The organism is Thalassotalea litorea (genome assembly GCF_005843925.1).
In the GTDB taxonomy this organism is placed as follows: Bacteria; Pseudomonadota; Gammaproteobacteria; order Enterobacterales; family Alteromonadaceae; genus Thalassotalea_A; species Thalassotalea_A litorea_A.
Map to the genome: position 1 here is coordinate 46,489 of NZ_VCBC01000006.1, position 26,285 is coordinate 72,773.

24 protein-coding genes are annotated in these 26,285 nt (G+C 43.5%); 12 read left to right on the top strand and 12 right to left on the bottom strand.

The window, feature by feature from the left end:
• Window positions 1–2: 2 nt before the first annotated feature.
• Genes FE810_RS07140 through FE810_RS07155 form a run of 4 tightly spaced genes read right to left on the bottom strand, consistent with a single transcriptional unit; the run spans window position 3 to window position 3,805 of the window.
• Complete coding sequence (locus FE810_RS07140) at window positions 3–476, bottom strand: DUF2269 family protein (protein ID WP_138319354.1); 474 nt, start codon at window positions 474–476, stop codon at window positions 3–5.
• Window positions 476–1,645 (bottom strand): saccharopine dehydrogenase family protein, encoded by a 1,170-nt coding sequence (locus FE810_RS07145; RefSeq protein ID WP_138319355.1) that lies wholly within the window; start codon window positions 1,643–1,645, stop codon window positions 476–478. The genes FE810_RS07140 and FE810_RS07145 overlap by 1 nt, the downstream gene beginning before the upstream one ends.
• Window positions 1,642–2,325 carry a penicillin-insensitive murein endopeptidase gene (locus FE810_RS07150; RefSeq protein ID WP_138319356.1) on the bottom strand — a complete coding sequence of 228 codons (684 nt, stop codon included), beginning with the start codon at window positions 2,323–2,325 and terminating at the stop codon, window positions 1,642–1,644. Before FE810_RS07150 ends, FE810_RS07145 begins: the two co-directional genes overlap by 4 nt.
• Window positions 2,318–3,805 (bottom strand): FAD-binding oxidoreductase, encoded by a 1,488-nt coding sequence (locus tag FE810_RS07155; RefSeq protein ID WP_138319357.1) that lies wholly within the window; start codon window positions 3,803–3,805, stop codon window positions 2,318–2,320. The genes FE810_RS07150 and FE810_RS07155 overlap by 8 nt, the downstream gene beginning before the upstream one ends.
• A gap of 185 nt (window positions 3,806–3,990) precedes the next feature.
• Here FE810_RS07155 and FE810_RS07160 point away from each other — a divergent pair, with 185 nt between their 5' ends.
• Window positions 3,991–4,971 (top strand): XRE family transcriptional regulator, encoded by a 981-nt coding sequence (locus FE810_RS07160; protein ID WP_138319358.1) that lies wholly within the window; start codon window positions 3,991–3,993, stop codon window positions 4,969–4,971.
• 91 nt (window positions 4,972–5,062) lie between these two features.
• Here FE810_RS07160 and FE810_RS07165 read toward each other — a convergent pair whose 3' ends face one another.
• Window positions 5,063–7,204: a coiled-coil domain-containing protein gene (locus FE810_RS07165; protein WP_138319359.1), complete on the bottom strand. Its 2,142-nt coding sequence runs from the start codon at window positions 7,202–7,204 to the stop codon at window positions 5,063–5,065.
• A gap of 267 nt (window positions 7,205–7,471) precedes the next feature.
• Between FE810_RS07165 and FE810_RS07170 the strand changes: the two genes are divergently transcribed.
• On the top strand, window positions 7,472–8,356 hold the full coding sequence (locus FE810_RS07170) for an EamA family transporter (RefSeq protein WP_138319360.1): 885 nt from the start codon (window positions 7,472–7,474) through the stop codon (window positions 8,354–8,356).
• Window positions 8,357–8,361: 5 nt separating this feature from the next.
• Here the strand turns inward: FE810_RS07170 and FE810_RS07175 are convergent, their stop codons facing one another.
• Together FE810_RS07175 and FE810_RS07180 are read right to left on the bottom strand one after the other, a co-directional pair.
• Window positions 8,362–8,835 (bottom strand): LEA/WHy family protein, encoded by a 474-nt coding sequence (locus FE810_RS07175; RefSeq protein ID WP_138319361.1) that lies wholly within the window; start codon window positions 8,833–8,835, stop codon window positions 8,362–8,364.
• Window positions 8,836–8,925: 90 nt separating this feature from the next.
• Complete coding sequence (locus FE810_RS07180; protein ID WP_138319362.1) at window positions 8,926–9,657, bottom strand: glutathione peroxidase; 732 nt, start codon at window positions 9,655–9,657, stop codon at window positions 8,926–8,928.
• Between the two features lie 314 nt (window positions 9,658–9,971).
• Here FE810_RS07180 and FE810_RS17205 point away from each other — a divergent pair, with 314 nt between their 5' ends.
• The 4 genes from FE810_RS17205 (at window position 9,972) to FE810_RS07200 (ending at window position 14,676) form a co-directional block, all read left to right on the top strand.
• Complete coding sequence (locus tag FE810_RS17205; protein ID WP_246036963.1) at window positions 9,972–10,841, top strand: DUF481 domain-containing protein; 870 nt, start codon at window positions 9,972–9,974, stop codon at window positions 10,839–10,841.
• Between the two features lie 333 nt (window positions 10,842–11,174).
• A complete protein-coding gene (locus FE810_RS07190) occupies window positions 11,175–13,262 on the top strand; it encodes a S9 family peptidase (RefSeq protein WP_138319363.1) in 2,088 nt (695 codons plus the stop codon).
• A gap of 280 nt (window positions 13,263–13,542) precedes the next feature.
• Window positions 13,543–14,034, top strand: a complete 492-nt coding sequence (locus FE810_RS07195) for an RNA polymerase sigma factor (protein ID WP_138319364.1) — start codon at window positions 13,543–13,545, stop codon at window positions 14,032–14,034.
• Window positions 14,035–14,676, top strand: coding sequence for a hypothetical protein (locus FE810_RS07200; protein ID WP_138319365.1), 642 nt, complete (start codon window positions 14,035–14,037; stop codon window positions 14,674–14,676). It abuts the gene before it with no gap.
• 105 nt (window positions 14,677–14,781) lie between these two features.
• On the opposite strand, the gene glmS is transcribed toward FE810_RS07200, so the two are convergent.
• Both glmS and FE810_RS07210 read right to left on the bottom strand, forming a co-directional pair.
• Window positions 14,782–16,623: a glutamine--fructose-6-phosphate transaminase (isomerizing) gene (gene glmS / locus FE810_RS07205; protein ID WP_138319366.1), complete on the bottom strand. Its 1,842-nt coding sequence runs from the start codon at window positions 16,621–16,623 to the stop codon at window positions 14,782–14,784.
• A gap of 96 nt (window positions 16,624–16,719) precedes the next feature.
• Complete coding sequence (locus FE810_RS07210; protein WP_138319367.1) at window positions 16,720–17,484, bottom strand: DeoR/GlpR family DNA-binding transcription regulator; 765 nt, start codon at window positions 17,482–17,484, stop codon at window positions 16,720–16,722.
• Window positions 17,485–17,733: 249 nt separating this feature from the next.
• Between FE810_RS07210 and hutG the strand changes: the two genes are divergently transcribed.
• The 3 genes from hutG (at window position 17,734) to fdhD (ending at window position 20,869) form a co-directional block, all read left to right on the top strand.
• Complete coding sequence (gene hutG, locus FE810_RS07215) at window positions 17,734–18,624, top strand: N-formylglutamate deformylase (RefSeq protein ID WP_138319368.1); 891 nt, start codon at window positions 17,734–17,736, stop codon at window positions 18,622–18,624.
• Window positions 18,624–20,015 (top strand): formimidoylglutamate deiminase, encoded by a 1,392-nt coding sequence (locus tag FE810_RS07220; RefSeq protein ID WP_138319369.1) that lies wholly within the window; start codon window positions 18,624–18,626, stop codon window positions 20,013–20,015. The genes hutG and FE810_RS07220 overlap by 1 nt, the downstream gene beginning before the upstream one ends.
• Window positions 20,016–20,083: 68 nt before the next feature.
• Window positions 20,084–20,869 (top strand): formate dehydrogenase accessory sulfurtransferase FdhD, encoded by a 786-nt coding sequence (fdhD, locus tag FE810_RS07225; RefSeq protein ID WP_171022288.1) that lies wholly within the window; start codon window positions 20,084–20,086, stop codon window positions 20,867–20,869.
• 15 nt (window positions 20,870–20,884) lie between these two features.
• Here the strand turns inward: fdhD and FE810_RS07230 are convergent, their stop codons facing one another.
• Window positions 20,885–21,238, bottom strand: coding sequence for a hypothetical protein (locus tag FE810_RS07230; protein WP_138319371.1), 354 nt, complete (start codon window positions 21,236–21,238; stop codon window positions 20,885–20,887).
• A gap of 149 nt (window positions 21,239–21,387) precedes the next feature.
• On the opposite strand from FE810_RS07230, the gene ccoG reads away from it, so the two are divergent.
• The 3 genes from ccoG (at window position 21,388) to FE810_RS07245 (ending at window position 24,759) form a co-directional block, all read left to right on the top strand.
• Window positions 21,388–22,833: a cytochrome c oxidase accessory protein CcoG gene (ccoG, locus tag FE810_RS07235; protein ID WP_138319372.1), complete on the top strand. Its 1,446-nt coding sequence runs from the start codon at window positions 21,388–21,390 to the stop codon at window positions 22,831–22,833.
• A 96-nt stretch (window positions 22,834–22,929) separates the two neighbouring features.
• Window positions 22,930–23,904: a serine/threonine protein kinase gene (locus FE810_RS07240; RefSeq protein WP_138319373.1), complete on the top strand. Its 975-nt coding sequence runs from the start codon at window positions 22,930–22,932 to the stop codon at window positions 23,902–23,904.
• 219 nt (window positions 23,905–24,123) lie between these two features.
• Window positions 24,124–24,759: a thiol:disulfide interchange protein DsbA/DsbL gene (locus FE810_RS07245; protein WP_138319374.1), complete on the top strand. Its 636-nt coding sequence runs from the start codon at window positions 24,124–24,126 to the stop codon at window positions 24,757–24,759.
• A gap of 400 nt (window positions 24,760–25,159) precedes the next feature.
• On the opposite strand, the gene FE810_RS07250 is transcribed toward FE810_RS07245, so the two are convergent.
• Window positions 25,160–25,843, bottom strand: coding sequence for a TVP38/TMEM64 family protein (locus FE810_RS07250; protein ID WP_138319375.1), 684 nt, complete (start codon window positions 25,841–25,843; stop codon window positions 25,160–25,162).
• Window positions 25,825–26,274 (bottom strand): thermonuclease family protein, encoded by a 450-nt coding sequence (locus FE810_RS07255; protein ID WP_138319376.1) that lies wholly within the window; start codon window positions 26,272–26,274, stop codon window positions 25,825–25,827. Before FE810_RS07255 ends, FE810_RS07250 begins: the two co-directional genes overlap by 19 nt.
• Window positions 26,275–26,285: the final 11 nt, after the last annotated feature.

The window sequence follows — 26,285 nt, forward strand, 5'->3', positions numbered from 1 at the left end:
GCCTATATAACCGATACCGGTTTAAACACCATCAGATAGAAGATGATAACGATAGCAATAAAAGCCGGGAAGCCAAGTGCAATCCACCAGCGCATTAATTTTTTAAATTCCGGTAAGGTTTTTTCCGCGATTACTGATTCGGTTGCTAAATCTCTTAACCGATATTGGATTCTCAGCACGGGTAACCAGCAAGCGGCAATAATAAGGATCAGGGTTAAAATCCAAATAAACCAGGGAGATGAAAAAGAATAACCTTGTAATTTCATCAGTAAGACACCTGTAGTGATTTGGGTGATGACTGCTGGCGTGGTAAACAGCCAGTCGCCAATAATCACGTGATTGGCAGTTATCTGGATAACGATTGGGTTGTCAGAGCGATACGCCATGAACATGAAAAACGCGATGCCGGTGCCAGTGCCAGCAACAATAACGGCGGCAACGATATGAAGAAATTTAAGGGTCAGATAATAATCCATCAGATGTCTTGTCCTACACTGTGATCTTGCTCCTGGTTTTGTTCGGGTATTTGGCAGTGATGATGAATCTTATAGTGGTCAAAATATGGATCAAAATCCTCTAACTTCAGTAGATTTACACAAGGTGTGGCGCCTGTGGACAGAGGTGCTCTTGCCTCGTCGCAAAGAAGTTTTCTCGCCAGAATGATGGTTGAAAGGGTTGGGATATAAGGACCATTGCCATCGGGGGCATTTAAGGTCCAGGATATTTCGTGGTTTTTCCCTTGCTGGTTGCTACCGGTTATTTTGACTCGCATCGTGCCCTTATCGGTGCCAAACGAGCGGAACAAATTGCTGGCGGTAACGATGGGTTTAGCTAACGGTTGCCAACTTTTTATCAAGCCAATTTTGCTTAAATAGGCCATGGCCACCATCCCATAATGTAAAATGCCTAGTTCAAGTCCAGCCTGAAAGCTCACCCGTTCGCTAACTTGATAAAGGTCTGGATACAGCTCCAGATCCGGAATATCGACATTGGCAAGGTATCGTTTTTGGCCAAACTCGCCGAAATCTTCAACTTTCGGATCCATCCAGCCGTGGGCCTGTTGCCAGATCCCGTCTCGAAACACTGAAAACGAGTGACCAGTGTAGGAAAGTATGCCGGCAACAGTCGCTAACCCCCGTTCTGCTCTATTTCCGGGTGCAATTGCAATGTCAATGGTGCTTATTGAGTTAAATTGTTCTCGATAATTATCAATCACTGCCGATGACAAACCAGGTACAGAACTGGCACCACTTACCAATAGTACGTCTTTATCTCTGGCCTGAGTATTTAGTGTCTTGATATCACATACGAATCTTCGATCATCAGCTAAATCAATATAATGCGCGCTGGCTTCAATGCAGGCCTTAGGTACACGGTAGTCCTGTCCTTGAAACGGGCCTCCAGTATGTATGACTAAATAAGGTGATAAAGCAGTTAACCTTTCGGCGAATTGTGCATGGTTAATATCGAGTTGTGTCGTTTTAATGATCGCGTTTGCCTGGGCTTGTAGCTGATTTTTGAGTGCCTCGGCTTTTTCAATATTGCGACCAGCGATATGAATCGTCACAGCATCTAAATCGATTAACGCTTCGCATATGCGCTTGCCGAAGTTTCCATAACCACCCAGTATTACCACGTTTTTCATTTACTCAATTCCTGACATTGAATGGCAAAGTCGACGTGATAGTGTTCATCGTGCCTGACCCAGGAACGCCGTTTAGAAAATTGAATATGTTGTTGGAGATATTCACCATAGGAAGTTGCAAAGAGCTTAGGCTGTAACTTAGGATCGAAAATTACCCGCCATAAATCGACGCCATGTTGTTTTGCGGATTTATGCAACGCTACTATGTGAGCGGCAAGCGCAACGTAGTCTAGCTGAAATTCTTCAAACCTGTCTTTACTATCAAACTCGATCTCATAGCCAAACTTGTTAAAAGGGTGGGTTGGCAGATGAACCGATTGACCGGATTCGTCGATAACCGGTGTCATAAAATCCACTGACAGGCCATTACGATGGGTTTTATGAGGCTTGAACTCTCCGCCTTCAGCAAATCCGGTTTCTGCATATTTAAAGACTTTGTTCGGTTGCTCGGCTTCCAGCAATTTATATGCGTCTACCACGATTGCTTTTACTTTTGAATGTACATAGGTGCGGCCTGAAATTCGTGCAATGCGACTATAACCAACATAATTTTTTCCGTCAGCAGGGAGTTTTACACCTTGCTGCAAAGATCCGTTAGCTGTAGTTCCGTAGCAGGTACTTTGCGCAGCTAATGTAGAGCATGAAAAAACAATTAGTAGGAACGAAAGCGGTTTAATCATGTGTGGTCTCCGCTCCCTTGTTCATGCTCGTCACGGGAAAATGCCGTTCCAGTAATTTATTACTAAATCGATTATGTGGATCCACCACCTTCTTTACAGCAAAATACTCATTTGCTCTTGGGTAAGCCTGATGGAATTGTTGTGAAGTGGCATGCAGTTGATAGGGTAGGTAGTAAGTTCCGCCGCTCGATATCGCGGCATCAATCATTTCTTTACTCCACCGATTGACTCTATTTCTTCCCTCAATATTTGTTTGCTGGCGATAGTAAACGACAAACGCGAAAACCTCTTGTTCAGCCCATGCCAGGTAAGATCCTGTATCAGGCAATGCATGCCTAACGGAAACGTTCAACACATTGACGTTATGTTTTTGAAAAATATCGACCATCGATTCTGTAAATGTTCCAAATTTATCAATGGGTACAAAATATTCTCGCAATGCGTAAGTGTATGTATCTCGATTTATCGGTTCTAGCTGATTCACATCATAGCTCGCTTCATAATTTCGCCAGTGAACCATATCGAAGGAATATAGAGCTGGTTCGAGAATATATTGGCGTAACCACTTAGCGCTTTCGTGGTGGGCGACTAACTCTGCTAATACAGGTTCGATAAGATAGTCCTGATTCTTATCCACCAATCGCTTTGATTCCGTTACTGGTTGATCGGTCAATGTCCAGCTGACTGCTCGCATCTTCTCGTAATTAGGCGGGTAGATATCGGCGTTATGGAATATTACACGCTCATCTTTAAGGACCTGTTTTGCAAAGTACGCGGGGTAATTATTGAGTTCCATCGTCACGCTTTGACGTCGTACCTTCGTGTTTTTCTCTAATTCTAAGGTAACTTCCGCAATGACACCGATACCGCCATAACCTCCGATGGCGGAAAAATAAAGCTCAGGGTTTTGATCTGGTGAGGCGGTAATAACTTCCCCATTTGCCAACACAAGCGTGATTGAGCTGACGGAGCGAATAATTGGGCCTTCGCCGATATAGCGGCCATGGACATTGACGCTAAGAGAACCTCCAACTGTAAAATTCGAATAGGATTGCATTATTTTGACTGATAGGTCGTAGGGATCGATATATTCCTGAAGCTCGCGCCAGGTTATGCCACTTTGGACACGAATCGTTTGAAGCTTTTCGTTGAGCGTGAGAACTTCATTAAACTGGCGCATATCGAGATGTAAACTGTCTTCGAACGCGATTTGGCCGCCCTGGCTATATCGACCTCCGCCAATCGATATTTTGCCATTGTGAGAGCGGACGGCTTTTGCTATCTCATCCGTGCTATTGGGGACAATAATTTTTGCAACCGAGATTGGATTTAGGCCTGTGATGTCATTGACGATATTGGTCTGCGGCAGAGATCGCGGTGGCTTTTGGGCAGTATCCAATACTAGCCCAAATACATATAGACCAATGAAAAATAAAAACAGGAAAACCCCAATTATCGACGTTTTTATTATTGCTTTCATCGCTATCCATTCCTGTTTTAGTTGCTAACTTCCTATTTATGCAAAGAAATCAATGCAGTGCAAGGTAAAGAAAAATGACAGCTTTGGTTAAGTTATGGCGTGAACTTATTTACTTAACTATTTCGATGTGTTTAATTAAGTGAAAAATATTAGGTCATTAGTTAATTGTAGTTAGAGGTAGTTAAATGAATGGCGGTAATTTAATAAAGCTGGTTACGGCAAATCTTGGCTGTACCCAAAAAGCGTTGGCAACTCAGCTCGACGTGTCTGGTGCGCAAATCAGCAAGTGGAAAAATGGTGAATACCTTTCCGAAGAAATGGAGAGACTTTTGGTTTCTCTTGCGGGAATTGGCAATCGAGATCCGGACATTGTTATTTGGACTGGTGGCAATGAACAGGCCGATCAGTGGGATGCTCTGGTGCGCTTTCTCGCATCATTGTCATTGGAATTTAACGATACCGGTTATTATATCGAGCCGCTAACGCTGGTTGAAGACGACTTTTTATGTTGGAAGGTGCTGCATACGCTATTAGAAGCAGGAATAGCCTTGCCTCATGACTTTCCAGAACAACTAGCCATTGATTACGCCAAATATGCCGAGAAAGGCGCACAATTGCCGATAGAGTTCTCTTCACACCCGATTGTGCAGCTTATTTTCGAAAGCTTTAAAGCGCTCATTCACCTTTATGGTTTTTACTCTGCCTACATCAGTGAAATTATGGAAAATTGGGATCTCAATTTGATGGATACTGAGGCCTGTAATATTGAACCTTGTCTGTTGGATTTAGCGTTTAGCAAAAGTGCGCGTCAATCTCATTTGTTGCCCGAGTTTAATGACTTTAAACACAAGACAATAAACGAATACCGACAATGGCTGGAATTGGTTAAGAAAAACGCTTATGAACGAAATGTACCACTGCGCGCTGAGCTTCTTAACCTGATTTACGATAATCATGAAAATGTTGGTTATGCCGCCAAAGAAGAAAATACTGGAGCCAACCGTTATCGCCTGCATCCTGACGTGTACATGAATGAAATGCTGCATAACCAGCGTACTATTTTAAAGCTAATGCCGGCGATTTGTGAAAAACTGGGAATTGATATAGAGGATTCTGAATGTCTGGATTCGAGTATTGCGACCGCAATAACTCAAGTCTCAACCTAGTCTCGGCGGCGTTAGTTCATAAAATTATATTGGGCTCGAACATTTATAACGTGACAGCGGCAAGATAATAATCTTGCCGCTTTATCCACAATTAGCTTGTCACCGCTAATTGCTTTTGTGCATATTCAAACTTCAAACGATATTCCGTGACTTGGTTTTCAAGCTGAGTCACATCTTCCGATAGTCTGGCTTGCAACTCTGCATTCTCATCACGTAATTGTTTAAGCGTCTCACGAATTTGTGTATTGCTGTCTTCCTGACGGTTTTTAATCTCAGCATTTTTTTGAACAAAGTCAGAGATTTTTTCTCTTTCATCGGCAAGTTGTTGCTTAAGCTTTTCGATTTGTTCAATTTCAGAGGAATGCTCATTGCGTGCTTCGAGTAAGCGACTTTCAAGTAAATTCTTATCTTGATTGAGCTGATTGATAATCGCATCTGTATGGTTTCGCTGCTGGTCGTTGCCCGCATGTGCTTGTTCTAGTTGCGCCTGCAGTTCGCGTACTTCATTAACTTTATCCGCGAGTAGGGCTTCTGTTTCAGACTTCAAGCTGGCAATGACTTGCTGCTGCTTCGATTTGGTTTGATCAAGCTGAGTTTCGGATTTTTGTTTAACGGCCATTAACTGAGCGTTCACCTTGCGAAACTCCGACTCAAGCTCGGTCAACTTCTCTTGTTTTTGGCTCACCTTGTCTTTCAACGTGCTTGTTTGAACCCACAGGGATTTCTTCTCTTGCTCGTTTTGTTTAAGCGCCAGTTCCAAATCTTGTAAATCGGCCAGTTTCGATTTGTTTTGATTGAGCTCCGCTTGCAGGGAAGCGATATTATCTTCGTAACCTTCACGCTGTTTTAATAAGTCGACGCTGTTTTTCTTTATTTGCGATTCAAAATTATTTTCTTGCTGACGCAACTGTTTTTCCAAATCGGCAATGATGTTCATGTGCTTAGATTCAGAAGACAGGTTGCCTTTGAGCTGTTGCGCTAAGGTTTCGTTATCCGCTTTTATGCTAATCAGCTGCTCTTCAAACGCTTTTTTCTGATTCGCTATCGAAATATCATGAATCTGTTGCTGTTTTTGTTGTTCTTTTGCCGCTTTAGAAAGCTCTTTTTGCGTGTTCGCAAGTTCGGCTTTCATGTCTAAAAGTTGCTGTTTTTGCTGCTCAAACTTGGTTTTTTCTTTATCTTCTGAAAGCTGTGATTTTTGCAGTGATGCTTCACTTGTCTGCAACTGCTTTTGTAGTCGCACGACCTCGTCAGATAGCCCTTTTTGTGCCTGCTCTACAGCTTTAGCTTGTGATTTTTCTGCCTTGTCCAGCGCCGCTTGCTGCTTTTTCAATTCCGCCTGATTGTCCTGAAATTGCTGTTTCAATGTGTTCAGGTCATTGTTCAGGCCGGTATTTTTAGCTTGTAAGGCTTTCAACTGAGCTTGCAATGAATCTACTTGTTCGACTTTTGAGGACGTGGATTTTTGCAAGTCAGCGAGTTGCTTATCGTGAGCTTTGAGTAAGTCATCGACTTTTTTCTCATGCGCTACATTTAAACGCGTTAATTCGGCCTGTGCTTTATGACTGTGCTGCTCTGCTGTGTCTAGCGCCGATTTTAGTTCTTTTAATTCATCATTAAGAGCTTTTTGCTGGCCTAGCTTTTTATTTTCACTACCCTTTAGCGATTTCAATTCCGCCTGCAGGTTTTTCATTTCAACGCTGTGGGCCGATTTCAGTTCTTTTAATTGTGAAGAGGTCTTGTCCAACTGGGTTTGTAACTTGACATTGTCTTTGCTCAGGCCATTTTTTTCTTTGCTGAGCGGATCGAGCTGGCTTTGTAACAGTTCACGATTTTCTTGGATAAGGCGCAGTTCTTTTTGCAGTTTTTCTTCGCTGTTCGACTTGGTCTTTAATTGGTTTTCAGCTTTTTGAGTACGATCTTTCAATTGTGCATATTTTTCTTCGTACTGATCTATTTTATGCTTGAGCTGTTCAATTTCACTGTATTTTAAATTAACCGTGTCATGCTTAGAGCGGCTTAGTTTTTCGTGGACGGCTGTAAATTTTTGTTCGAGCTCTTTTTTCTGAAGTTCGAGAGCGTGATTTTTCTGCTGCTCGGCTTTGGCATTCAGTTTTTCTACTAGATGAGAGAACTTGTCTTCAAGCTGAATAAAAATATCGCCGGCGAGCAACTGCAGTTGTTCGTCGATCTCTTGGTTTAGCTCTAGCTTAGATTCTGGCTTAGTACTCATAAACGCGCCTTATTATTGTTTTCGTTTGAAAACCATGAAGTTATTTAACCATCTTTATGGAAAAGTGAAAAGGTTTTATTGGTCAGATCTTCTCAATCTTCAGAAGAAATAGGGCTTGGCGCCTGTTTTTGATGGGTGTTTTTTAACCATGAATTACAATGTATTTCGCGGCCCGCAATGAAAACGGTCGCGTATTGGAGTTGCTTTTTGTCAAGCAATTCCATCTAATGCGATCTTATATAAACATTACTTTAAATTAAAATCGATATGGGCTATTTAGTTTTTGTTTCTTTGCTTTGGGCATTTTCATTCGGGCTAATTAAAGGGCAACTTGCCGGAGTGGACCCAGGATACGTGGCAGCAATTCGCTTGAGCCTTTGCTTCATTACATTTCTGCCTCTGGTGTTTTGGTTTAAAAGTAACCGTTCACCGATAAAGCTAATGGCCTTAGGTGCATTGCAGTTTGGTGTTATGTATATCGCCTACATTCAATCGTACCAATATCTCCCCGGTTATCTCGTGGCGGTATTCACCATTTTCACGCCGATTTACGTTTTTGCATTAAATGCTTTTCTGGAAAAACGCTTTGACTACCGACATGCTTTAATCGTTGCTCTATCGATATTAGGCGCCGCAATTATGGTCGCCCAGTCGGTCGAAGGTAATGACTTTATTATCGGTTTTATGCTGCTGCAGGTAGCAAACCTTGCCTTTGGTTGCGGTCAGGTTTTGTATGTCCGATATTGCAAGCTACATCGTACGGATAAAAACGGTCAGCAAAGCAGTGACGGAATTAATCTTATGTGGATGTATTTCGGGGCGGCATTGCTTGCGTCAATCTACACCATCTCGTTCGGTGATTTCCAGCGAATGCACCTGAAAACCGAGCAGCTTTGGGTAGTCTTGTACCTTGGCGTCATTTCTTCTGCCCTCGGATTTTATTGCTGGAATAAAGGCGCTACTCAAGTATCCAATACAACATTAGCGGTAATGAATAACGCCTATATGCCATTTGCTGTGATCTTTGCATTTACCTTGTTTGGAGAAGACGTCGACTTTGCTAGGTTATTGGCAGGGGGGAGCTGCATCGTGATGAGTATTGTGCTTTCAGTTTATCTAACCAATCGTCAGATAAATCAACCTGGCAGTTAATATTACTACCAGGTAGATGGGTCAAACGTGCCGGTTTTATTGATGGGAATATCGGGTAATAAATTGGCAAATTCCAGTCGGGCATTAAATTCATAATCAACCGGCTGGTTTGGTTTCTCGGCGAATTGCTTGATGACTTTAATGCTGTTTAATAATGAGGCCTTCCCTTGCAGGGTAACCGTCTGGGTTGAAAATGGTTGCAGCGGCGGAACCTGATATTTATTTCCGCTAAATAATGACGAGCCATTGACCACTAACTGATAACTGACTTTGGAAAAATTTAACTCAAAGTCATTGGGGTTGAATATTTCCAGGGTGATTTCAAATTTAGGGCTAAAGCCTTTAACTGGTAACATCCGTACGCCGACAACGTCGATTTCTGGATCTTCCACTTTCAACCCTAGACTGGCACATCCGGAAAGTACGGAACAAATAAGCAATAACACTAACGTACCGCGAGCCAGAGAATTTTTTAACATCAAAAACAACTCCTTGGATAAATTCTGGCTCTATTATGGGAATGTCCGCCGGTGAAAGGCAAGTGCCAATTGCGATTTGTCCATTACCGATTATTTAGATAAAAAGTCTGCTAGCTGATCACTGCCGCCAATATGCTCTCCTTCAATATAAACCTGAGGCGTACTTTCCTGACCCGTAATGGCTTTCAATGACGTTAGCGTAATGCCTTTGCCCAACAAGATTTCCTCGTAGCGATAACCATTTGCGGTCAGTATTTCTTTGGCTTTAATACAAAATGGACATCCGGGTTTCGAGAAAATACTAACTGCTTGTGGCTTAGCGGCATCAGGGTTGATGTATTCCAGCATTGTATCGGCATCAGAAACTTCAAATGGATCGCCGGGAATATTTGGCTCAATAAACATTTTGTCGATAACCCCGTCTTTCACTAACATCGAGTAACGCCAGCTGCGTTTACCAAACCCAAGATCCTGTTTATCAACCAACATGCCCATGCCGTCAGTAAAATCGCCGTTGCCATCCGGGATCAAGGTAATGTTTTCGCACTCCTGGTCGGCACCCCAGGCGTTCATTACGAATGTATCGTTCACGGAAACACAGACAATTTCATCGACGCCATTCTCTTTGAGTGTAGCCGCCAATTCATTGAATCGGGGGAGATGGGTTGAAGAACACGTTGGTGTGAATGCGCCGGGCAATGAAAATACCGCGACGGTTTTTCCAGCGAACAATTCATCGCTCTTTACTGTTTTCCATTCGTTATTCACTCGCAAGGGAAAGCTGACACTTGGGACTTTTTGTCCTTCCTTATTTTCGAACATGGCGGACTCCGCATTTTGTGGGTGTCTTTACAGCATAGATGATAGGCTCGCAGATGGTAGGGGGACTGCTAAGGGAAGTAAAAATGACCCTTGCAAAGGTATACAATTGAAAATATAGATTGATATGCAGCAATTGATTGAATAAAGCTATTATTGGCGATTCTTTATGTTTCATAACAAAACGATTTTTAAATCATGAAGTTAATGATTTCATTTCATTGAAGCCGCGGCAATAGCATCGAGATGCCTTTGCGCTCGCCTTGTTATTCGACTAGGGTTTTTACAGGCGAAGACTGGCAATTGAGGATGTAGTTATGAACTCTGTTGTATGCAAGGGCTGTTTCGTCGCTGTCCTAGTGCCTCTATTTTTATTACCTGTTGCAGTAAACGCAGGGGATTTTACCATCGAAGTCGGTGGCTTTTATGCGAAAACCGACTCTTCTTTAAACGCACGTTCTGCGGTTGATGAATTACAGCAGCAAGTCGATTTACGCTTGGATTTTGAACGCGACCTTGAACTCAAGGAAGAAGAGCTGCTGCCATATTTTAAAATCAATTATGCCTTTAACGATCGACATTATGTCTACTTTGATTATATTCGCTTGCATCGCCAATCGACTACCACAGGCAGTGTTGAACCTTTTGAATTTGACTACGAAAATGAAACGTATATTGTCGATGGCAATGCAGAGTTATCGAGTTCAATGAATGTTGATATTTCTCGAATTGGTTATGGTTATAAGTTTTACAACGGTGAGCGATTGGATTTTGGAATATCCATTGGCTTGCATGTGATGTATTTTGAGTTAGGTTTTGAAGGTCAAATCGAAGTTTGTGACAAAAGAGAAAATAATGTTGGCTGTGCACAAACCGACCCCGATAATTCGGTATTTTCCGATGTTACCGCACCGCTTCCTGACATTGGCTTATCTGCCGATTATCAGCTGACGGAGAATTGGAGCATTAATACTCACGCGCACTATTTTAAAATCAAAATCGATAACATCGAAGGACAATTGGTTGATTTGCATGCCGGTGTTAAATACAACTTTTCGGATACCTGGCATACGGATTTAGGTTGGCGTTACTATGAAGTTACCGTGGATGACAATCGCGACAATGGTGGACTGAACGTGGAATATCAATTCCAGGGGCCAATGTTGATACTCGGTGCAACATTTTAATGATTGCTTATGTGAGGCGATAAAACTCTCGTTCGGATTTTAGAAACCTAATTTATGTTTATGCGTCAATTGAAGTAATTATTAGCAATAATTATGGTCTCTTAATGGACTTATTGAGAATAAGTTGTAAGCAAATAATAATGCTACCTTGCAAAATGAACTAAAGTATAAAATTATTAATAACAAGCGATTACGCCAATTACGGGAAATCTGCTCTCGATTTACCGTAATGGGTTCTAAGGGTTTATAGGTGATATTTCCTAAATGTTGTGGAAATGGCTTATTGCTGTTTTCCCGGCTTAAAAATTCTTTCGAATTAAAAAAGGAAAACCTATGCGAAATTCCATAGCAATATTGCTAACCTTCAGTGCCGTTATTGCCGGCTGCAACTCCTCAACAAGTGAATCCAACACTCAACAAGAACCACTGGTTAATAACCAAACAGATACGCAAGTTTCTGCACCTGAATTAATTGACCGCAAAGTTTTATTTGGCAACCCGAGTCGTTTTCAAGGCCGTATCAGTCCTGACGGTGAAATGATGAGCTTTCGCGCTCCTTTAAATGGGGTAATGAATGTATTTGTCGGTAAACTCGGTGATTTTGACAGTGTAAAACCGGTTACCCATGATAGTGGGCGAGGAATTCCGGTACATTTTTGGTCGAAAGATGGTCAATATGTGATGTATACACAAGATAAAGATGGCGATGAAAACTGGCACCTTTATGCCGTTGATTTGAAAACGGGTGATACGAAAAACCTAACCCCATATGAAAATACCCGTGCGAACGTGATAGCCCAAAGTAAATCCAAACCAGGTGTTGTCATTGTTGGCCTGAATGATCGCGACCCGAAATGGCACGACGCGTATTCAGTCGATATGGCAAGTGGTGAGCGGACGTTATTGGCAGACGCAACGGGTCTTGGTGCTATCATCGTCGACAATAATCTGGATGTGCGCCTGGCAATGAAGCCTTTAGCGGATGGCAGTTATCAAATATTGCAAAAAGAAGGGGCCGGTTGGAGAGAAATATTCTCAATCCCATTTACTGACACATTGACGACGAACATTGTCGGTTTTGATAATGATAATATGGGCATTTATATGCTTGATAGTCGTGACCGTAATACCTCTGTGCTAGTGCATCTAAATTTAGACTCGATGGAAAAAACCGTTATTGCCAGTGATGACAATGTCGACATCGGTGCGGTCTTATTTGATCCCGATAGCCATAAACCGATAGCCTATGCCATCGATAAAATACGACCGATTTGGTACGCCATTGACTCCGATATGGAAGGTACAATCAGCAAACTTAATGATCAGCTATCCGGTGGCTCACAAGTGTTGGCGCAAACACTCGATAATCGTTATTGGACGGTATATACCGACGAAAGTGATGAATCACCTGTTTACAAAGTGTTTGATACTAAAACCGGCGAGCTCAGCGAAATGTTTGTCACCAATCCGGATCTTGAAGGGCTGCCTTTGGTGAAAATGCACGGCGCTGTGATCAAGTCTCGTGACAATATGGATTTGGTTTCCTATTACACATTACCGCTTGAATCCGACCCTGATCAGGACGGTAAAGCTGACAAGCCAGTGCCAATGGTGTTATTGGTACATGGCGGCCCATGGGGGCGTGATGCGTACGGCTATCGAGGAGATATCCAATGGCTCGCAAACCGAGGTTATGCGGTGCTGCAAGTAAACTTTCGGGCTTCAACCGGGTTTGGTAAAGACTTTGTTAATGCCGGTAATGGTGAGTGGGCCGGTGCCATGCATGATGACTTAATTGATGCTAAACGCTGGGCGGTTTCGCAAGGGATTACTGAAAAAGATACCGTAGCGATTATGGGCGGCAGTTATGGCGGATACGCGACGCTGGTTGGATTGACATATACCCCGGATGAGTTCACCTGTGGTGTCGATATTGTTGGCCCTTCAAATTTGCAAACGTTACTCGAATCGATACCGCCTTATTGGGAAAGCTTTAAACAAACTTTCTATCGCGCCATTGGTGACCCAAGTTCGGAAGAAGGCAAGGCCTTATTAGCCGATCGTTCACCATTGTTTAAAGTGGATGATATTAATAAACCGTTACTGATTGCTCAGGGTGCGAATGATCCAAGAGTAAAACAAGCAGAATCTGATCAAATTGTTGAAGCGATGAAAGCAAAAAACATTCCGGTGACCTACGTGCTATATCCGGATGAAGGTCATGGTTTTGCCAAGCCAGAAAATAATTTGTCATTCTATGCGGTGGCAGAATCTTTCCTGGCTTCCTGTAACGGTGGTCGTGCACAGCCGCAAGGTGATGCATTTGCCAACAGCAGTATTCAAATCCCCCATGGTTTGGAATATGTTAGCGGCATCAAATTAGGTGAATCGGGTGAGGGTATGGAAGCGGTTAGCAAATAACCTTCCTCAAACGATAAATAAAAAGCCTGATATCAAGTCAGGCTTTTACTGCAATTAATCTCCCCACGCAAATCAGTCAACAACCCTATTTAATCAGGAATACGAGTAGGTTTCCTCTTCCATCTGACAAGGACTATGGCGCATACTGGCTGGCTAAAACATCTAGTCGACGTGTCTAATCATTTTCATGATTTTAAAAATATTTTCTACCTAGGTGTAATAAATTGTAGTTTCTGCCACTAACTAGATAAGTCGAACATCAGGGGTATTGATAATAATAATGGGAAGTGACTTTTATCAGAGCATGATATTGCCTCATGCCGGCATCATCATAAAAATTTGTCGAGCTTATACCAACTCGCAGGAAGACTTTGAAGATTATTACCAGGAGGTTTGTCTACAGATTTGGCGTAGCAATGACAGGTTTAATCAGCAGTGCGAGTGGTCGACCTGGGTTTACAAGATATCTCTGAATGTTTGCTTAACCTATTTAAAAAAGACCTGTAATCACCACCAGATTTTTGCTTCTGATGCACTCCCTGCAGGGGCACAACAGGAGGTTGCCAACTTTCATGATAGTTCTATAGAGCAATTGTATACGGCGATTCGGCAATTATCTGAAGTAGATCGAGCGGTGATACTACTTTATCTGGAGGAAAAATCTTACCAGCAAATAGCAGACATAATTGGCACTAATTTCAACAATATAGGTGTTCGAATTGGTCGTATCAAGCAACGACTGAACAAGATATTAAACCGGCAGGAGAGTTAAATGAGTAAATCAATAGAATCTATCTGGAAGGAAGGCTTTGTCGACGATAATGCCTTGATCGCACCAAGAATTAACCAGCTGTATCAACAAAAATCAAAAAATATCGTCGATAAGCTGATACGCACCATTGGTTACAACCTCATAGGCCTGATAATTGGCGCTATGGTTATTTTTATGGGGCTGACGTTTGTCGGCGCGCCGATTTTAGGTGTCATTCTGGGCATTATGATTTTTGCTCTGGTGGTTATTGGTAAGCGACAGGTCAGGCAACTCGAACTGCTTGATAAGGACGATAACAGCTATCACTATTTAAAGTCATTTGATGGCTGGCTAAAAGGTTTTATCGCAACTTATACCGCTATTTATCGTTATTTTTATCCAGCAGTGTTTATTCTTTGTGTCACGCGATTCGGTTTTTCCGATATCGGCCGATCAATTATTTCTGGTTTAGCCAAGGATTATCCGGCCATTCCTCAGCTATTCGGCATTCCTGTCGTTTTCCCTGTCGGGGTGATTATTGTTGCGTTCAGTCTCGCGTATTTTGCGGCTGCAATTTACCGACTAGATATGAATTCTTTATACGGACGACAGTTTGCCAAGCTCGATGAATTGATTAAGGATATGGAAGCTATTCAGGAGTAACGTAGGCGAAAAGCGTATCGCACTGGATATCAACCCGGAGTGTCCTGTTCTGAAATAGTGTCGAACTATCAGTACAGGACACCGCGGCAAAAGGTTACTTGATATCTATTCAACCGTAACCGATTTTGCCAGATTCCGTGGTTGGTCTACATCGGTACCCTTGATAATCGCTACATAGTAAGAAAGCAACTGCAATGGCAGGGTATAAACAATCGGTGCTATGGCTTCATCACAATGCGGTACCTGGATAACTTTCATGGTGTCATCACTGGCAAATTTTGCATCGGTATCGGCAAACACATACATCAAACCGCCACGGGCCCGAACCTCTTCAACGTTTGATTTTAGTTTTTCAATCAAATCATTGTTCGGCGCCACCACAATCACCGGCATATCGGCGTCAATTAACGCCAGTGGTCCGTGTTTTAGCTCGCCGGCGGCGTAGGCTTCTGCATGAATGTAGGAGATTTCCTTAAGCTTTAACGCCCCTTCCATGGCGATTGGGTATTGATCACCACGACCTAAAAACAGGGAGTGGTGTTTATCGGCAAAGTCTTCCGCCAGGGCTTCGATGTCTTTTGCTAACGCCAGAACTTCGTCAATTTTCGCCGGTAAACTCATTAAAGATTGCACCAGTTCTTGTTGCAATTCTGGCGTCATGCCTTTGTTTTTGCCGATGGCAATGGTCATCATCATCAGGCCCACTAATTGTGTGGTAAAGGCTTTTGTCGACGCAACACCTATTTCTGCACCGGCTTTGGTCATAAACGCCATATCCGATTCACGAACCAATGATGAGCCAGGAACGTTGCAGATGGTCAAACTTGAGGCATAACCCAATTCTTTACCCAAACGTAAGGCTGCTAAAGTATCAGCGGTTTCACCCGATTGGGAAATGGTGACTAACAGGGCATTTTTCGGGACAAAAGATTTGCGATAACGAAACTCACTGGCGATTTCGATATTGCAGGAAACCCCGGCATATTGCTCAAGCCAATAACGGGCAACCATGCCAGAGTGATAACTGGTGCCACAGGCGATGATTTGTACGTGGTCAATGTCTTTTAAAATTTGATCGGCATTTACACCATCACCAGCAAAAGCTTCGGTATTGATTTGATTGTCAATAATGCGATTTTCTAACGTATTGCGAATCGCCGTCGGTTGCTCATAAATCTCTTTAAGCATGTAGTGACGGTACTCACCTTTGTCACCAGCATCATGGCTAACCTGTGCTTCTGTTGCATCACGCTCGACGGCATTTCCTTTTTTATCGAAGATGTTCACTTCAAATCGAGTGATTTCAGCAACGTCCCCTTCTTCTAAGAACGCAAATTTACGAGTCACAGGTAAAAGTGCCATCATATCTGAGGCGAGGAAATTTTCGCCAAGGCCATAACCGATAACCAAAGGGCTGCCAGACCGAGCTACAACTAAACGCTCCGGATCTCGGCGGTCCATGATCACCGTTCCATAGGCGCCAATAAACTGTTTACAGGCCTTTTGTACCGCAGCCAATAAAGACGCTTCGGTTTTCAGTAAATGATCAACGAGATGGGCGATCACTTCTGTATCGGTTTGTGAGGTAAACACATAACCTTGTTCAATCAATAGGTTTTTGAGTTCCTGGTGGTTTTCGATAATGCCATTGTGAACCACGGCAATATTATTACTGCTGATATGAGGATGGGCATTCTCTTCACTAGGTACACCATGCGTCGCCCAGCGGGTATGGGCGATACCGGTACCGCCACTTAGTGGGTTGTTATTCACCGCATCGGCGAGTTCCTGCACTTTGCCCAAACGACGGACGCGTTGCAGCTCATTGTCGTTGTTAATAATTGCCACACCGGCTGAATCATAACCGCGGTATTCAAGGCGACGTAATCCTTCGACGAGAATATCAGCAACATCACGTTGCGCGACTGCACCAACAATTCCACACATAATTCGATTCCTGTTTCTAAAAATGGGTTATTTCAATGCTTAACTAGTTGTGTATTCGATGACTAATTAAACTGTTAATTTGGTTAGTTAATTTAGTTAAGGCGCACAGACAACGTTTACCTGGTGCGCTTCAATTTGCTGTTTTAGTGACAAACTTAATTCGGAGTCAGTAATTAGAGTATCTACAGAACTCCAGGGTAATTCCTGATTTGGGATCCGGCGGCCGATCTTTTCCGATTCCACTACCACGATAACCTCTCGGGCTACCTCGGACATGACCTGACTCAGGCCAATCAATTCATTGAAGGTTGTCGTGCCTCGATCCAAATCAATGCCATCGGCACCGATGAATAGCTGATCAAAGTCGTATGAGCGCAATACCAGTTCTGCCACTTGCCCCTGAAAGGCTTCAGATGTCGCATCCCAGGTTCCGCCGGTCATCAATAATGTTGGCTCATTTTCCAGCTCGTGGATTTGATTGGCGATAGACAATGAATTTGTCATCACCACCAGGCCATGCTTGTGACGGAGCTCGGGAACGATCGCTGCCGTTGTACGGCCACTATCGATGATAATGCGGTTATGGTCTTTAACATGGCGGGCCGCTTCTCGGGCAATGGATAACTTTCGTTTCGAAACTTGTTCGTTGTTTTCCGCCTGAGTAATTTCTTGGGGCAGGGGGATCGCACCACCATAACGGCGCAATAATAAACCACTGTTTTCAAGAGCTGCTAAGTCTTTACGTATGGTTACTTCGGAGGTTTGGAACTGATTTGCCAGTTGATCGACACTGACTTCGCCTTGTTCGGCCAAATGGCTTAATATTACATGACGACGTTGTTGAGTATTGCGTTTTGACATAAGTTTCGAATGTATTGTTCTAAGTTTCGTTCCGAAAGATGTAATTAAAGCAAAGGATCAAAAAAAAAGCAAAACTCAAACCGTAATAAATCGTAATCAAGGATGATTTTTACGGGGATATGCCGGTGGTGGGTTTTCGAATTGACTGAAAAATGCTACATTAACGCTAATTGTATATACAACTTCGTCGCCAAATTCGATGAATATTTCATCGCGACTAAGATTCTTATCAGGTATCCGTAAAATTCCATGACACAATCTATTTTTCAGCTGCAACAAGGCAACCTTCCACTGTTAATCTCCATGCCTCACAATGGTGTGTCGATTCCCGATGATATACGGAACACAATGACTGCCGCAGGGTTAAGTGTCGCGGATACGGACTGGGATTTAGACCGTTTGTATGCGTTTGCCAAAGAGCTGGGTGTGTATTTAATAGTGCCTGCTTATAGCCGCTATGTAATTGATTTGAATCGCTCGCCGGATGGCGCAAATTTATACCCGGGCGCAGACAGCACTGAGTTGTGTCCAACCACAAATTTTCAGCGCCAACCTCTCTATAAAAAAGACATGCAACCGAATGAGAAAGAAATTCAGCGTCGAGTAACAACCTTTTGGCAACCTTATCATCAGGCGGTGGCTGACACATTGGCCGAGATCCAAAAAATTCATGGCAAAGCGTTATTGTTGGAAGCCCATTCTATCTGCTCGCAAGTTCCTCGTTTTTTTGCGGGCCAGCTCCCGGATTTTAATTTTGGTACCAATCAGGGCAAAAGCTGCACATCACAGCTTCACCAGCTACTGGAAAATATTAACGTTTCTCCGTATTCAAAAGTGATCGATGGACGTTTCAAAGGGGGCTATATTACCCGGGCTTATGCCAATCTCGATAAAAATATTGAAACGGTGCAGCTCGAGTTATCGCAACGGACATATATGGATGAAGCCTTATGGGGAGAGGATGGCAATCCGCTTGCTGAATCTGTTTCCAGCCTGACTGATACGAATCATGTCAGCCAATATAGTGACGAGAAAGCACAGGCTGTTATTCCACAGTTACAAAACATGGTCCAGGCATTTATCAGCTATATTTCTAAGGACACTGTTCCTGACTGCTCATCATCTGGAGTACCGCAGTAATGACCTCTTCCTCTTCTTCCCAAGCGCTGTATGCCGGCGATGTTCTGGTCGGTTCTAACTGGCTGAAAAATAAAACTTTATGGATTGACAATGGTGTGATCACGGAAATTGTCGATGGCAAAGTTGATGGTGCAATAGACACCAATGGACCGATTATTCCAGGCATGGTGAACTGTCATTCCCATGCGTTTCAACGAGGGTTTGCGGGTTTTTCCGAACAGGGCAGTGAAGGCAATGATAGTTTCTGGACCTGGCGTAAAATTATGTATCAGTTTGTTGATCATATCACCCCGGAGCAGGCCAAAATCATTGCCAGGCAGCTATACATTGAAATGCTTAAAGCGGGTTATACTCGCGTCGCAGAGTTTCACTATCTGCACCATGATCCTGATGGCAATCCATACCCAGAATTAAGCACCATGGCCCGGGCCGCGTTCCAAGCGGCAGCGGATTCGGGAATTGGCATCACTATGTTACCGGTTTTGTATCGTTTCAGCGGTTTTGGGCCTTTAGCGCCCACCCATGGACAACGTCGCTTTATTAATTCGACCGAACAGTTTAATCAATTGGTGTCCGATTGCATTGACGTTGCCAAATCCCTAAGCAATGCCAATGTCGGTATTGCGCCACATTCCCTAAGAGCCGTTGATTTAGAATCGATAAATGCTGCGGTCAAACATCTTAAAATGCTGGATGCAACAGCGCCGGTACATATCCATATTGCCGAGCAAATGCAGGAAGTGAACGATTGCCTGGCACATTATCAAAAACGCCCGGTGCAGTGGTTACTCGATAATGTTGCAGTTGATAAGCATTGGTGTTTAATTCACGCGACCCATATTGATGAAAGTGAACTGAACGGGATTGCCAAAAGTGGGGCGATTGCTGGCATTTGTCCTACCACAGAGGCGAACCTTGGCGATGGCATATTTCCAACGGCCCAATTTTTAGAAGCTGGCGGGCAATTCGCGATTGGTTCTGACAGCCATATCAGTGTCAGCGCAACCGAAGAATTGAAGCTTTTGGAATATGCGCAGCGGTTGCAGAAGCAACAACGTGCGGTTTTGGCTAGCTCTAGTGTACCGTCGGTAGGTCGATATTTATGGCAACACAGCACTAAAGGCGGTGCGATGGCAACATCTTCGAATACTGGCGAAATAGCAATTGGCCGGCAGGCCGATCTGCTTGTGCTTGATCCGCAAAAATTACGCCTGTACGCTGGTGGCGCTGATTATCGTATGGATAGTCTGATATTCGCCAGCGCCAGTAATGCGGTGCGCGATGTGATGGTGAATGGCCAATGGGTGGTTCGCGATTACCAACACGACCATCAACAACAAAGCGCGGATGAATTTTCCTCCGTGTTAGAACAACTATCTTCTGGGAGTTAACTATTAGCGACAAGTTGACAGGATCGCCGCATCTGCAAGGATGTCAAAAGTCTCGCGTACCGGGGACTGTGGCAACTGTGGTTACCACTCGGGAGTCTGGTGTGGCAGAGGCGTCATTGACGAGCAACGCCGATGTGGTGGTTGAAGAAGCCCCAGTGGCTGTTGTTTACAATGGCTTAACGCATGCAGTAATGATGCTGACTCCCGTTGAATTAGATCACTTTGCGTTGGGGTTCTCATTAACGGAAGGCATTATAGATTCTGTCTCTGATGTATTTGGCATTGATCAAGTCACCCAGGAAAACGGTCTGGAACTGAAACTCGAGATTAATTCGAGACAATTTAATCGGTTAAAGCAACGGCGTCGCATGCTCAAAGGTGTCAGTGGTTGTGGCTTGTGTGGTAAAGAATCTCTTGACTTAATTTCCCCTCATCGTACGCGGCTTGCCGTTAGTTCAATGCCTCGCTCTGAGGTGATTGCAACATCGCTAAAACACTTCACCGACGCACAACTGATGAATCAACAATGTGGTAGTGTCCATGGTTGTGGTTTTTTTGATAACAGTGGCGCATTGATTCATGTTAGTGAAGATGTTGGTCGTCACAATGCATTAGATAAACTCATTGGATATTTGATTAAACACAATATTAACCTGAACCAAGGCTTTGTCCTGGCATCAAGCCGGGCGAGTTTTGAAATGGTGCAAAAGTGTCAATTATTAGGGATCGCGACCCTGGTAACGGTATCCGCTGCCACCAGTATGGCGGTGGCATTGGCACAATCAAGTAATATGAATCTCATCGGCTTTGCCCGAGACGAACGTAATGTGGTTTATCATCAAGCCTCAATGTAGGGGCGGATTAAAGCGCTATAACAGTCTATATTGCGAAATCACGTCGCAAACTTGCCTTTGATTGTTGCGATTTAAGCGTCGATTACCTTTTGGCTCTTCACAGTATTGTCGGTGAAATTCCCGGATATTATCACGGGATGTGGCGAGCTCACGGATATAAGCCTCTTCCATTTTCGAATACTTGTCAAAATGGGGTTGTAGCACCGTGACTAACTTGGACGGCTTTACGCCAACCTTAGTATCCGTATAGTCACTGGTTTTGTCGTCTAGCCATTGCAGCGACTGCTGCCACCAGGCATTTAACTGTGGTGACGGGTAATAGTGAAGGTACACCGCAGCTGCAACGATCAATATGAGTAATTTTTTCATAACAGGACCCGATAATTATTATTGCCCCCATGATACCTAATTTTGTTTGAAAAAAGCCATTAAACTTGTGTTAAATCATACTTTGGCCTGGCGCTTAAGGTATAATTTAACAAAACGTTGACATAGTCCCAGGGTGAGTTTGTCGTCTAATGGAAAAAAATAAATCCAAGTCCGTACCGGTTAAAACCATACCGGTAAAAGAAATTAAGGTTCACCGTCCACGTCAATCCGAGGTTGAGCAGTATAAGCCTCGCGATCAAATTTATGTCCGAAAAGTAAGTGGTTACTTTCAACAAATCCGTAGGAAAATGAACTTTTTCTTCTTGATCTTGTTCGCCGTATTACCCTGGTTGCAATACAACGGTCAACAGGCAATTTTATTCGATATTGGCGAGCAGCGGTTTAATCTTTGGGGGTTAACCCTTTGGCCTCAGGATCTGACGTTACTCGCTTGGCTGTTCATTATTGGCGCCTTTTTGTTGTTTTTTGTGACGACCTTTTTAGGTCGGGTATGGTGCGGATATCTGTGTCCACAAACAGTCTGGACGTTTATTTTCATCTGGTTTGAAGAACGTTTTGAAGGAACCGCGAACCAGCGCAAAAAATTAGATCAACAACCGATGTCGGTCAATAAGTTGTGGCGTAAAGCCGCGAAACATAGTTGTTGGATCCTCTTTGCTTTGTTTACGGCGATTACTTTCGTTGGCTATTTCACGCCAATGCGGCAACTTGTCATCGACTTTTTCACATTTAACGCCAGCGTGATGGCAACTGCCTGCATTGTGTTTTTTGCCTTTGCGACATATGGCAACGCGGGTTGGATGCGAGAGATCATGTGCCTGCATATGTGCCCTTATGCGAGATTTCAATCGGCGATGTTCGACAAAGACACATTAACGGTATCATATGACAACAATCGTGGAGAAACACGGGGCCCGCGTTCTCGTAAGGCCAACCCTAAAGAACTTGGCCTGGGGGATTGTATCGATTGTAATTTGTGTGTGCAGGTTTGTCCGACAGGCATCGATATTCGTAACGGTTTGCAGTATGAGTGCATCAATTGTGGTGCCTGCGTTGATGCTTGTGATGGTGTGATGGACAAAATGGGCTACGAAAAAGGCCTGATTCGCTATACCACGGAACATGAACTGACCGGTAAGAAAGTCCATATTTTACGCCCTAAGTTATTTATGTACGCGACAATTTTATTGGTAATGACAGGATTTTTCGTAGCAGATTTGGCAACCCGAGTACCATTGCAGCTAGATATTATTCGTGATCGCAATGCATTGTCTCGGGAGACCAATGAAGGGTTGATAGAAAATGTCTACACCTTGAAAGTATTGAACAAGTCGCAACATGACAGCATCTACAAAATATCAATTGAAGGTTTGGAAAACACGCAATGGCGCGGTAAGAAAAAAGTCTCCGTCAGAGCCGCACAACTGGAAACGGTCACGGTGAGTATTGCTGTTGACCCTTATGAGTTGAAAGAATATATGACAGATGTCTCGTTTGTGATCCAGCAAATTGAACCGAGTGATAGTGATGTGATCATTAAGCAATCCAGTAAATTTTTTAATCGCCGACCATAGGGGGGCGTTGAAATCCACCGACTAAGAGAATTGCATCCTAGGGGATTGGATAGATACAGGTTACAATTTTGATCCATTGTTTGAACCGGGATTGATATGAAAGATTTTAACTTCTCATCGCTGGCGCCTGAAACCATTATCGACGGCCTTGAGGGTGCTGGATTTCAGGTAGATAGTGGGCTGCTGGCCTTAAATAGCTATGAAAACAGGGTCTATCAATTCCATGATGAGAACCGCCAAAAATTTGTCTGTAAGTTTTATCGGCCCGGTCGCTGGCAGCTGCAGCAAATTCAGGAAGAGCACGACTTTTCTTTCCAGTTGGATGAGCATGAATTGCCAATCGTGGCACCTTTAAAACGTGATGGCGTGAGTATATTTCATCATCAGGGATTCCATTTTGCGGTGTTTCCTTGCCGGGGTGGTCGTATATTTGAAGTTGATAATCTTGAACAGCTGGAATGGATGGGACGGTTTGTTGGCCGCATTCATGCGGTATCCTCACAACAGAGTTTTCAAACGCGTCCGATAATTTCCACTCAGGAAAGTTTATTTGATGCCAGGCAAGTTCTTATGGACTGCCAAATGGTACCGCTTGGTTTGCAAACACCATTTTTCACTATTCTTGAACAGGCGATTGATATAGCCAGCGCCCGGTATCAGCCAACTAGGCAAATCAGACTCCATGGTGACTGTCATGCCGGAAATATTCTGTGGACCGATGCTGGACCGCACTTTGTTGATCTCGATGATTGTAAAACCGGTCCGGCGATTCAGGACTTATGGATGATGCTTAGCGGCGACAGGCAACAGCAACTGTTACAAATAGATACACTATTATCTGGTTACGAAGAGTTCTTTTCATTTGATACCAGTGAGCTGTCACTGATAGAATCCTTGAGAACAATGAGAGTTGTACATTATATGGCATGGCTTGCCAGAAGGTGGCAAGATCCGGCTTTCCCCCGTAATTTTCCCTGGTTTAATACCGAGAAATACTGGGAACAACAAATACTTGCATTAAAAGAACAGGTGGCCACTTTACAAGAGCCGCCCTTGAGTTTAATGCCATAATGGTATATTCATTAGCAATTACGACAGAAGATTGATCATTCAACGAAGAGAAAAACGCACGCCAAGACTAGAATGGTTTGCTTTGTTGAACATTTTCAAGGTAAAGGTGTCATAAAAACATTCGCCCTACGGGAATGTTCGTTAGACATTTCGAATCGATCATAAAACCATCGTATTTGGTATCACACATAATTAGAAATACGTAAGGAATAGAATTACATGAAGAAGTTAATCACTTTATTTTTAGTTACTGCGCTAGCCGCATTTAGCAGCCAGGCAGCGAAGTATGTCGAAGGAAAACATTACACTAAGGTGAGTGAGACAGCGTCTGCTAAGCCTGAGGTACGTGAGTACTTCTCTTTTTATTGCCCACACTGCTTACGTTTTGAACCTTTTATGCAGGACTTAGCGCGCTCATTACCTGAAGGCGTAAGCTTTGAAAAAAATCACGTAGATTTTCTTCGTGCTGCGAGCGAACAAGTACAGTTCGACATCACTAAAGCGTTGGTGGTTGCTGAGCAACTGCCACAGAAAAATCAGCTAATTGGTGCAATTTTCAATGAAATTCAGGTGCAGCGTCGTCCAATTACTTCACAGGAAGATATCCGCAAGATTTTTGTGATGAATGGTGTTGAAGGTGAAAAATTTGATAAGCTATTCAAAAGCTTTGCAGTAAATTCACAAGCCAAAAAGCAAAAGAAAAACCAGGATGATTTAGTGGCAAAACGCGCATTAACCGGCGTGCCAACGATTGTGGTTAACGGCAAGTATCGTGTTAATGCCAACGAGTTAGACCGTGCCGATTTTCTTACGGATTATAAAAACATCGTGGTGTATCTAAGCCAGTTAGATTAATAACCCGCTCATTATTTTTGAAAGGCGCTTTTAGCGCCTTTTTCTTTGTTTGATAGTTGCCAATTGGCGCGATGAATTTTCCGAGCAATGTTTTCGGGTGTCAGGTCAGTGTGATAATACCAATCACATTAAGTTTGTGCACAACTCAGAGTTAGGGCAGAGGTTCAGTTACAACATAGGTTTCATTGATATAGTCATTCTATATTAATGAAATATAGGGTCGTAAATGGGCCTTAAGGTAAACTCCCTACGGGTGAGTTTTAAAGGCGTTTATCCTGCGTTACTGATTTTGACAATGGAATAACCATTCTCTGCAATCAAAGCCTTGTCTAAAAGCCTTTAAATTCTCACTGAGTGAGCAATAATTTAATGTGATTGGTATAACACCGGGGAAAGGTATTTATTGCTTGGATTTCAGTGACCAGGCAATCACCACGGCAATGCAGGCGAGCACAATACTTACGCTAAACTGTGCACTCGATTGCATCTTAATCCCACTTCCCATCAACGCAAAAATACTCATCTGGGGAATATAGCCGAGATAAGAGCCAAGCAAGTAGGGCTTTAGCGGCACATGGGCGGCTCCGGCACAGAGGTTAAACAGAAAGTTATTTCCCGCAGGGATAAAACGAACCATCAGGGTTTTTCGAAATGTTTGATGCGCCAAAAGCTTGTGAATTTTATCGACTTGAAGTTGATATCTCGGCAGCAACAGCGATCTTAGCCCATATTTGGCGAATAAAATCGTGATTAAACAGCCAAGGATGGCTGCAGTTGTTGCCAGAAATATGCCTGACATGGCACCAAATAAATATCCGGCACTAAATGCACAAATTTGCCTGGGTAACCCGATAGCCGTACCTAGGGTCATCAGGAGCAAAAAGTTTAGAGCCAGATCCTCCGCAAACTGAGCCCGGAACTGCTCCAGAGTGTTGAGGTTAAAATATTGGCTCAGACCAGAATAGTGAATGCCGGCACTAATGAGGATGCCGAGCAGCAAAAAACCTAAGATCAGCTTAATGGTCAGGCGATGGCGTAGCCACCACTGTTTTAGCTTTTTTCGATTCAGGACGTGCCGGTACACCAGGATTGCCTCTTATTACCATCATAAGGTCGCGCCAGCCCATGGGACAGTAATTGCTGAGCCAGGCTTTGACCATCCAGATAAACATCGGCAACAAGACGAAAATACTTGCCGCGTTCAATGTTCCTCAGTTCGATTAACTCTGCTTTTAATAATTGTTCCCGGGTAAAATCTCGGGCCTGAATGGCCAATTGTTTTTCAGCCGCACACTTGCCGCGGATTTCCGGTGTATCCACTGCGTTGATTCGTATCGGTGTATTATTGCCAATAACATCGGGCCAGTGGGCAATATTGGCGCGAAAGGTGTCGCCGTCATAGACATTGACGATACTGGCAACGGTGACGCTGCCATAATTACCGAACAAAAAAGGTGAAAACAGGCTTAGACCAAGCCAGGTTAAAAGGGCGAAAAATCGACGACTAAAGGACAAGGGTAAACAAC

Bases quoted from the DNA above. Each gene is read 5' to 3' on its own strand.
- FE810_RS07140 (WP_138319354.1), bottom strand. From the start codon at position 476: ATGGATTATTATCTGACCCTTAAATTTCTTCATATCGTTGCCGCCGTT.
- FE810_RS07145 (WP_138319355.1), bottom strand. From the start codon at position 1,645: ATGAAAAACGTGGTAATACTGGGTGGTTATGGAAACTTCGGCAAGCGC.
- FE810_RS07150 (WP_138319356.1), bottom strand. From the start codon at position 2,325: ATGATTAAACCGCTTTCGTTCCTACTAATTGTTTTTTCATGCTCTACA.
- FE810_RS07155 (WP_138319357.1), bottom strand. From the start codon at position 3,805: ATGAAAGCAATAATAAAAACGTCGATAATTGGGGTTTTCCTGTTTTTA.
- FE810_RS07160 (WP_138319358.1), top strand. From the start codon at position 3,991: ATGAATGGCGGTAATTTAATAAAGCTGGTTACGGCAAATCTTGGCTGT.
- FE810_RS07165 (WP_138319359.1), bottom strand. From the start codon at position 7,204: ATGAGTACTAAGCCAGAATCTAAGCTAGAGCTAAACCAAGAGATCGAC.
- FE810_RS07170 (WP_138319360.1), top strand. From the start codon at position 7,472: ATGGGCTATTTAGTTTTTGTTTCTTTGCTTTGGGCATTTTCATTCGGG.
- FE810_RS07175 (WP_138319361.1), bottom strand. From the start codon at position 8,835: ATGTTAAAAAATTCTCTGGCTCGCGGTACGTTAGTGTTATTGCTTATT.
- FE810_RS07180 (WP_138319362.1), bottom strand. From the start codon at position 9,657: ATGTTCGAAAATAAGGAAGGACAAAAAGTCCCAAGTGTCAGCTTTCCC.
- FE810_RS17205 (WP_246036963.1), top strand. From the start codon at position 9,972: ATGAACTCTGTTGTATGCAAGGGCTGTTTCGTCGCTGTCCTAGTGCCT.
- FE810_RS07190 (WP_138319363.1), top strand. From the start codon at position 11,175: ATGCGAAATTCCATAGCAATATTGCTAACCTTCAGTGCCGTTATTGCC.
- FE810_RS07195 (WP_138319364.1), top strand. From the start codon at position 13,543: ATGGGAAGTGACTTTTATCAGAGCATGATATTGCCTCATGCCGGCATC.
- FE810_RS07200 (WP_138319365.1), top strand. From the start codon at position 14,035: ATGAGTAAATCAATAGAATCTATCTGGAAGGAAGGCTTTGTCGACGAT.
- glmS (WP_138319366.1), bottom strand. From the start codon at position 16,623: ATGTGTGGAATTGTTGGTGCAGTCGCGCAACGTGATGTTGCTGATATT.
- FE810_RS07210 (WP_138319367.1), bottom strand. From the start codon at position 17,484: ATGTCAAAACGCAATACTCAACAACGTCGTCATGTAATATTAAGCCAT.
- hutG (WP_138319368.1), top strand. From the start codon at position 17,734: ATGACACAATCTATTTTTCAGCTGCAACAAGGCAACCTTCCACTGTTA.
- FE810_RS07220 (WP_138319369.1), top strand. From the start codon at position 18,624: ATGACCTCTTCCTCTTCTTCCCAAGCGCTGTATGCCGGCGATGTTCTG.
- FE810_RS07230 (WP_138319371.1), bottom strand. From the start codon at position 21,238: ATGAAAAAATTACTCATATTGATCGTTGCAGCTGCGGTGTACCTTCAC.
- ccoG (WP_138319372.1), top strand. From the start codon at position 21,388: ATGGAAAAAAATAAATCCAAGTCCGTACCGGTTAAAACCATACCGGTA.
- FE810_RS07240 (WP_138319373.1), top strand. From the start codon at position 22,930: ATGAAAGATTTTAACTTCTCATCGCTGGCGCCTGAAACCATTATCGAC.
- FE810_RS07245 (WP_138319374.1), top strand. From the start codon at position 24,124: ATGAAGAAGTTAATCACTTTATTTTTAGTTACTGCGCTAGCCGCATTT.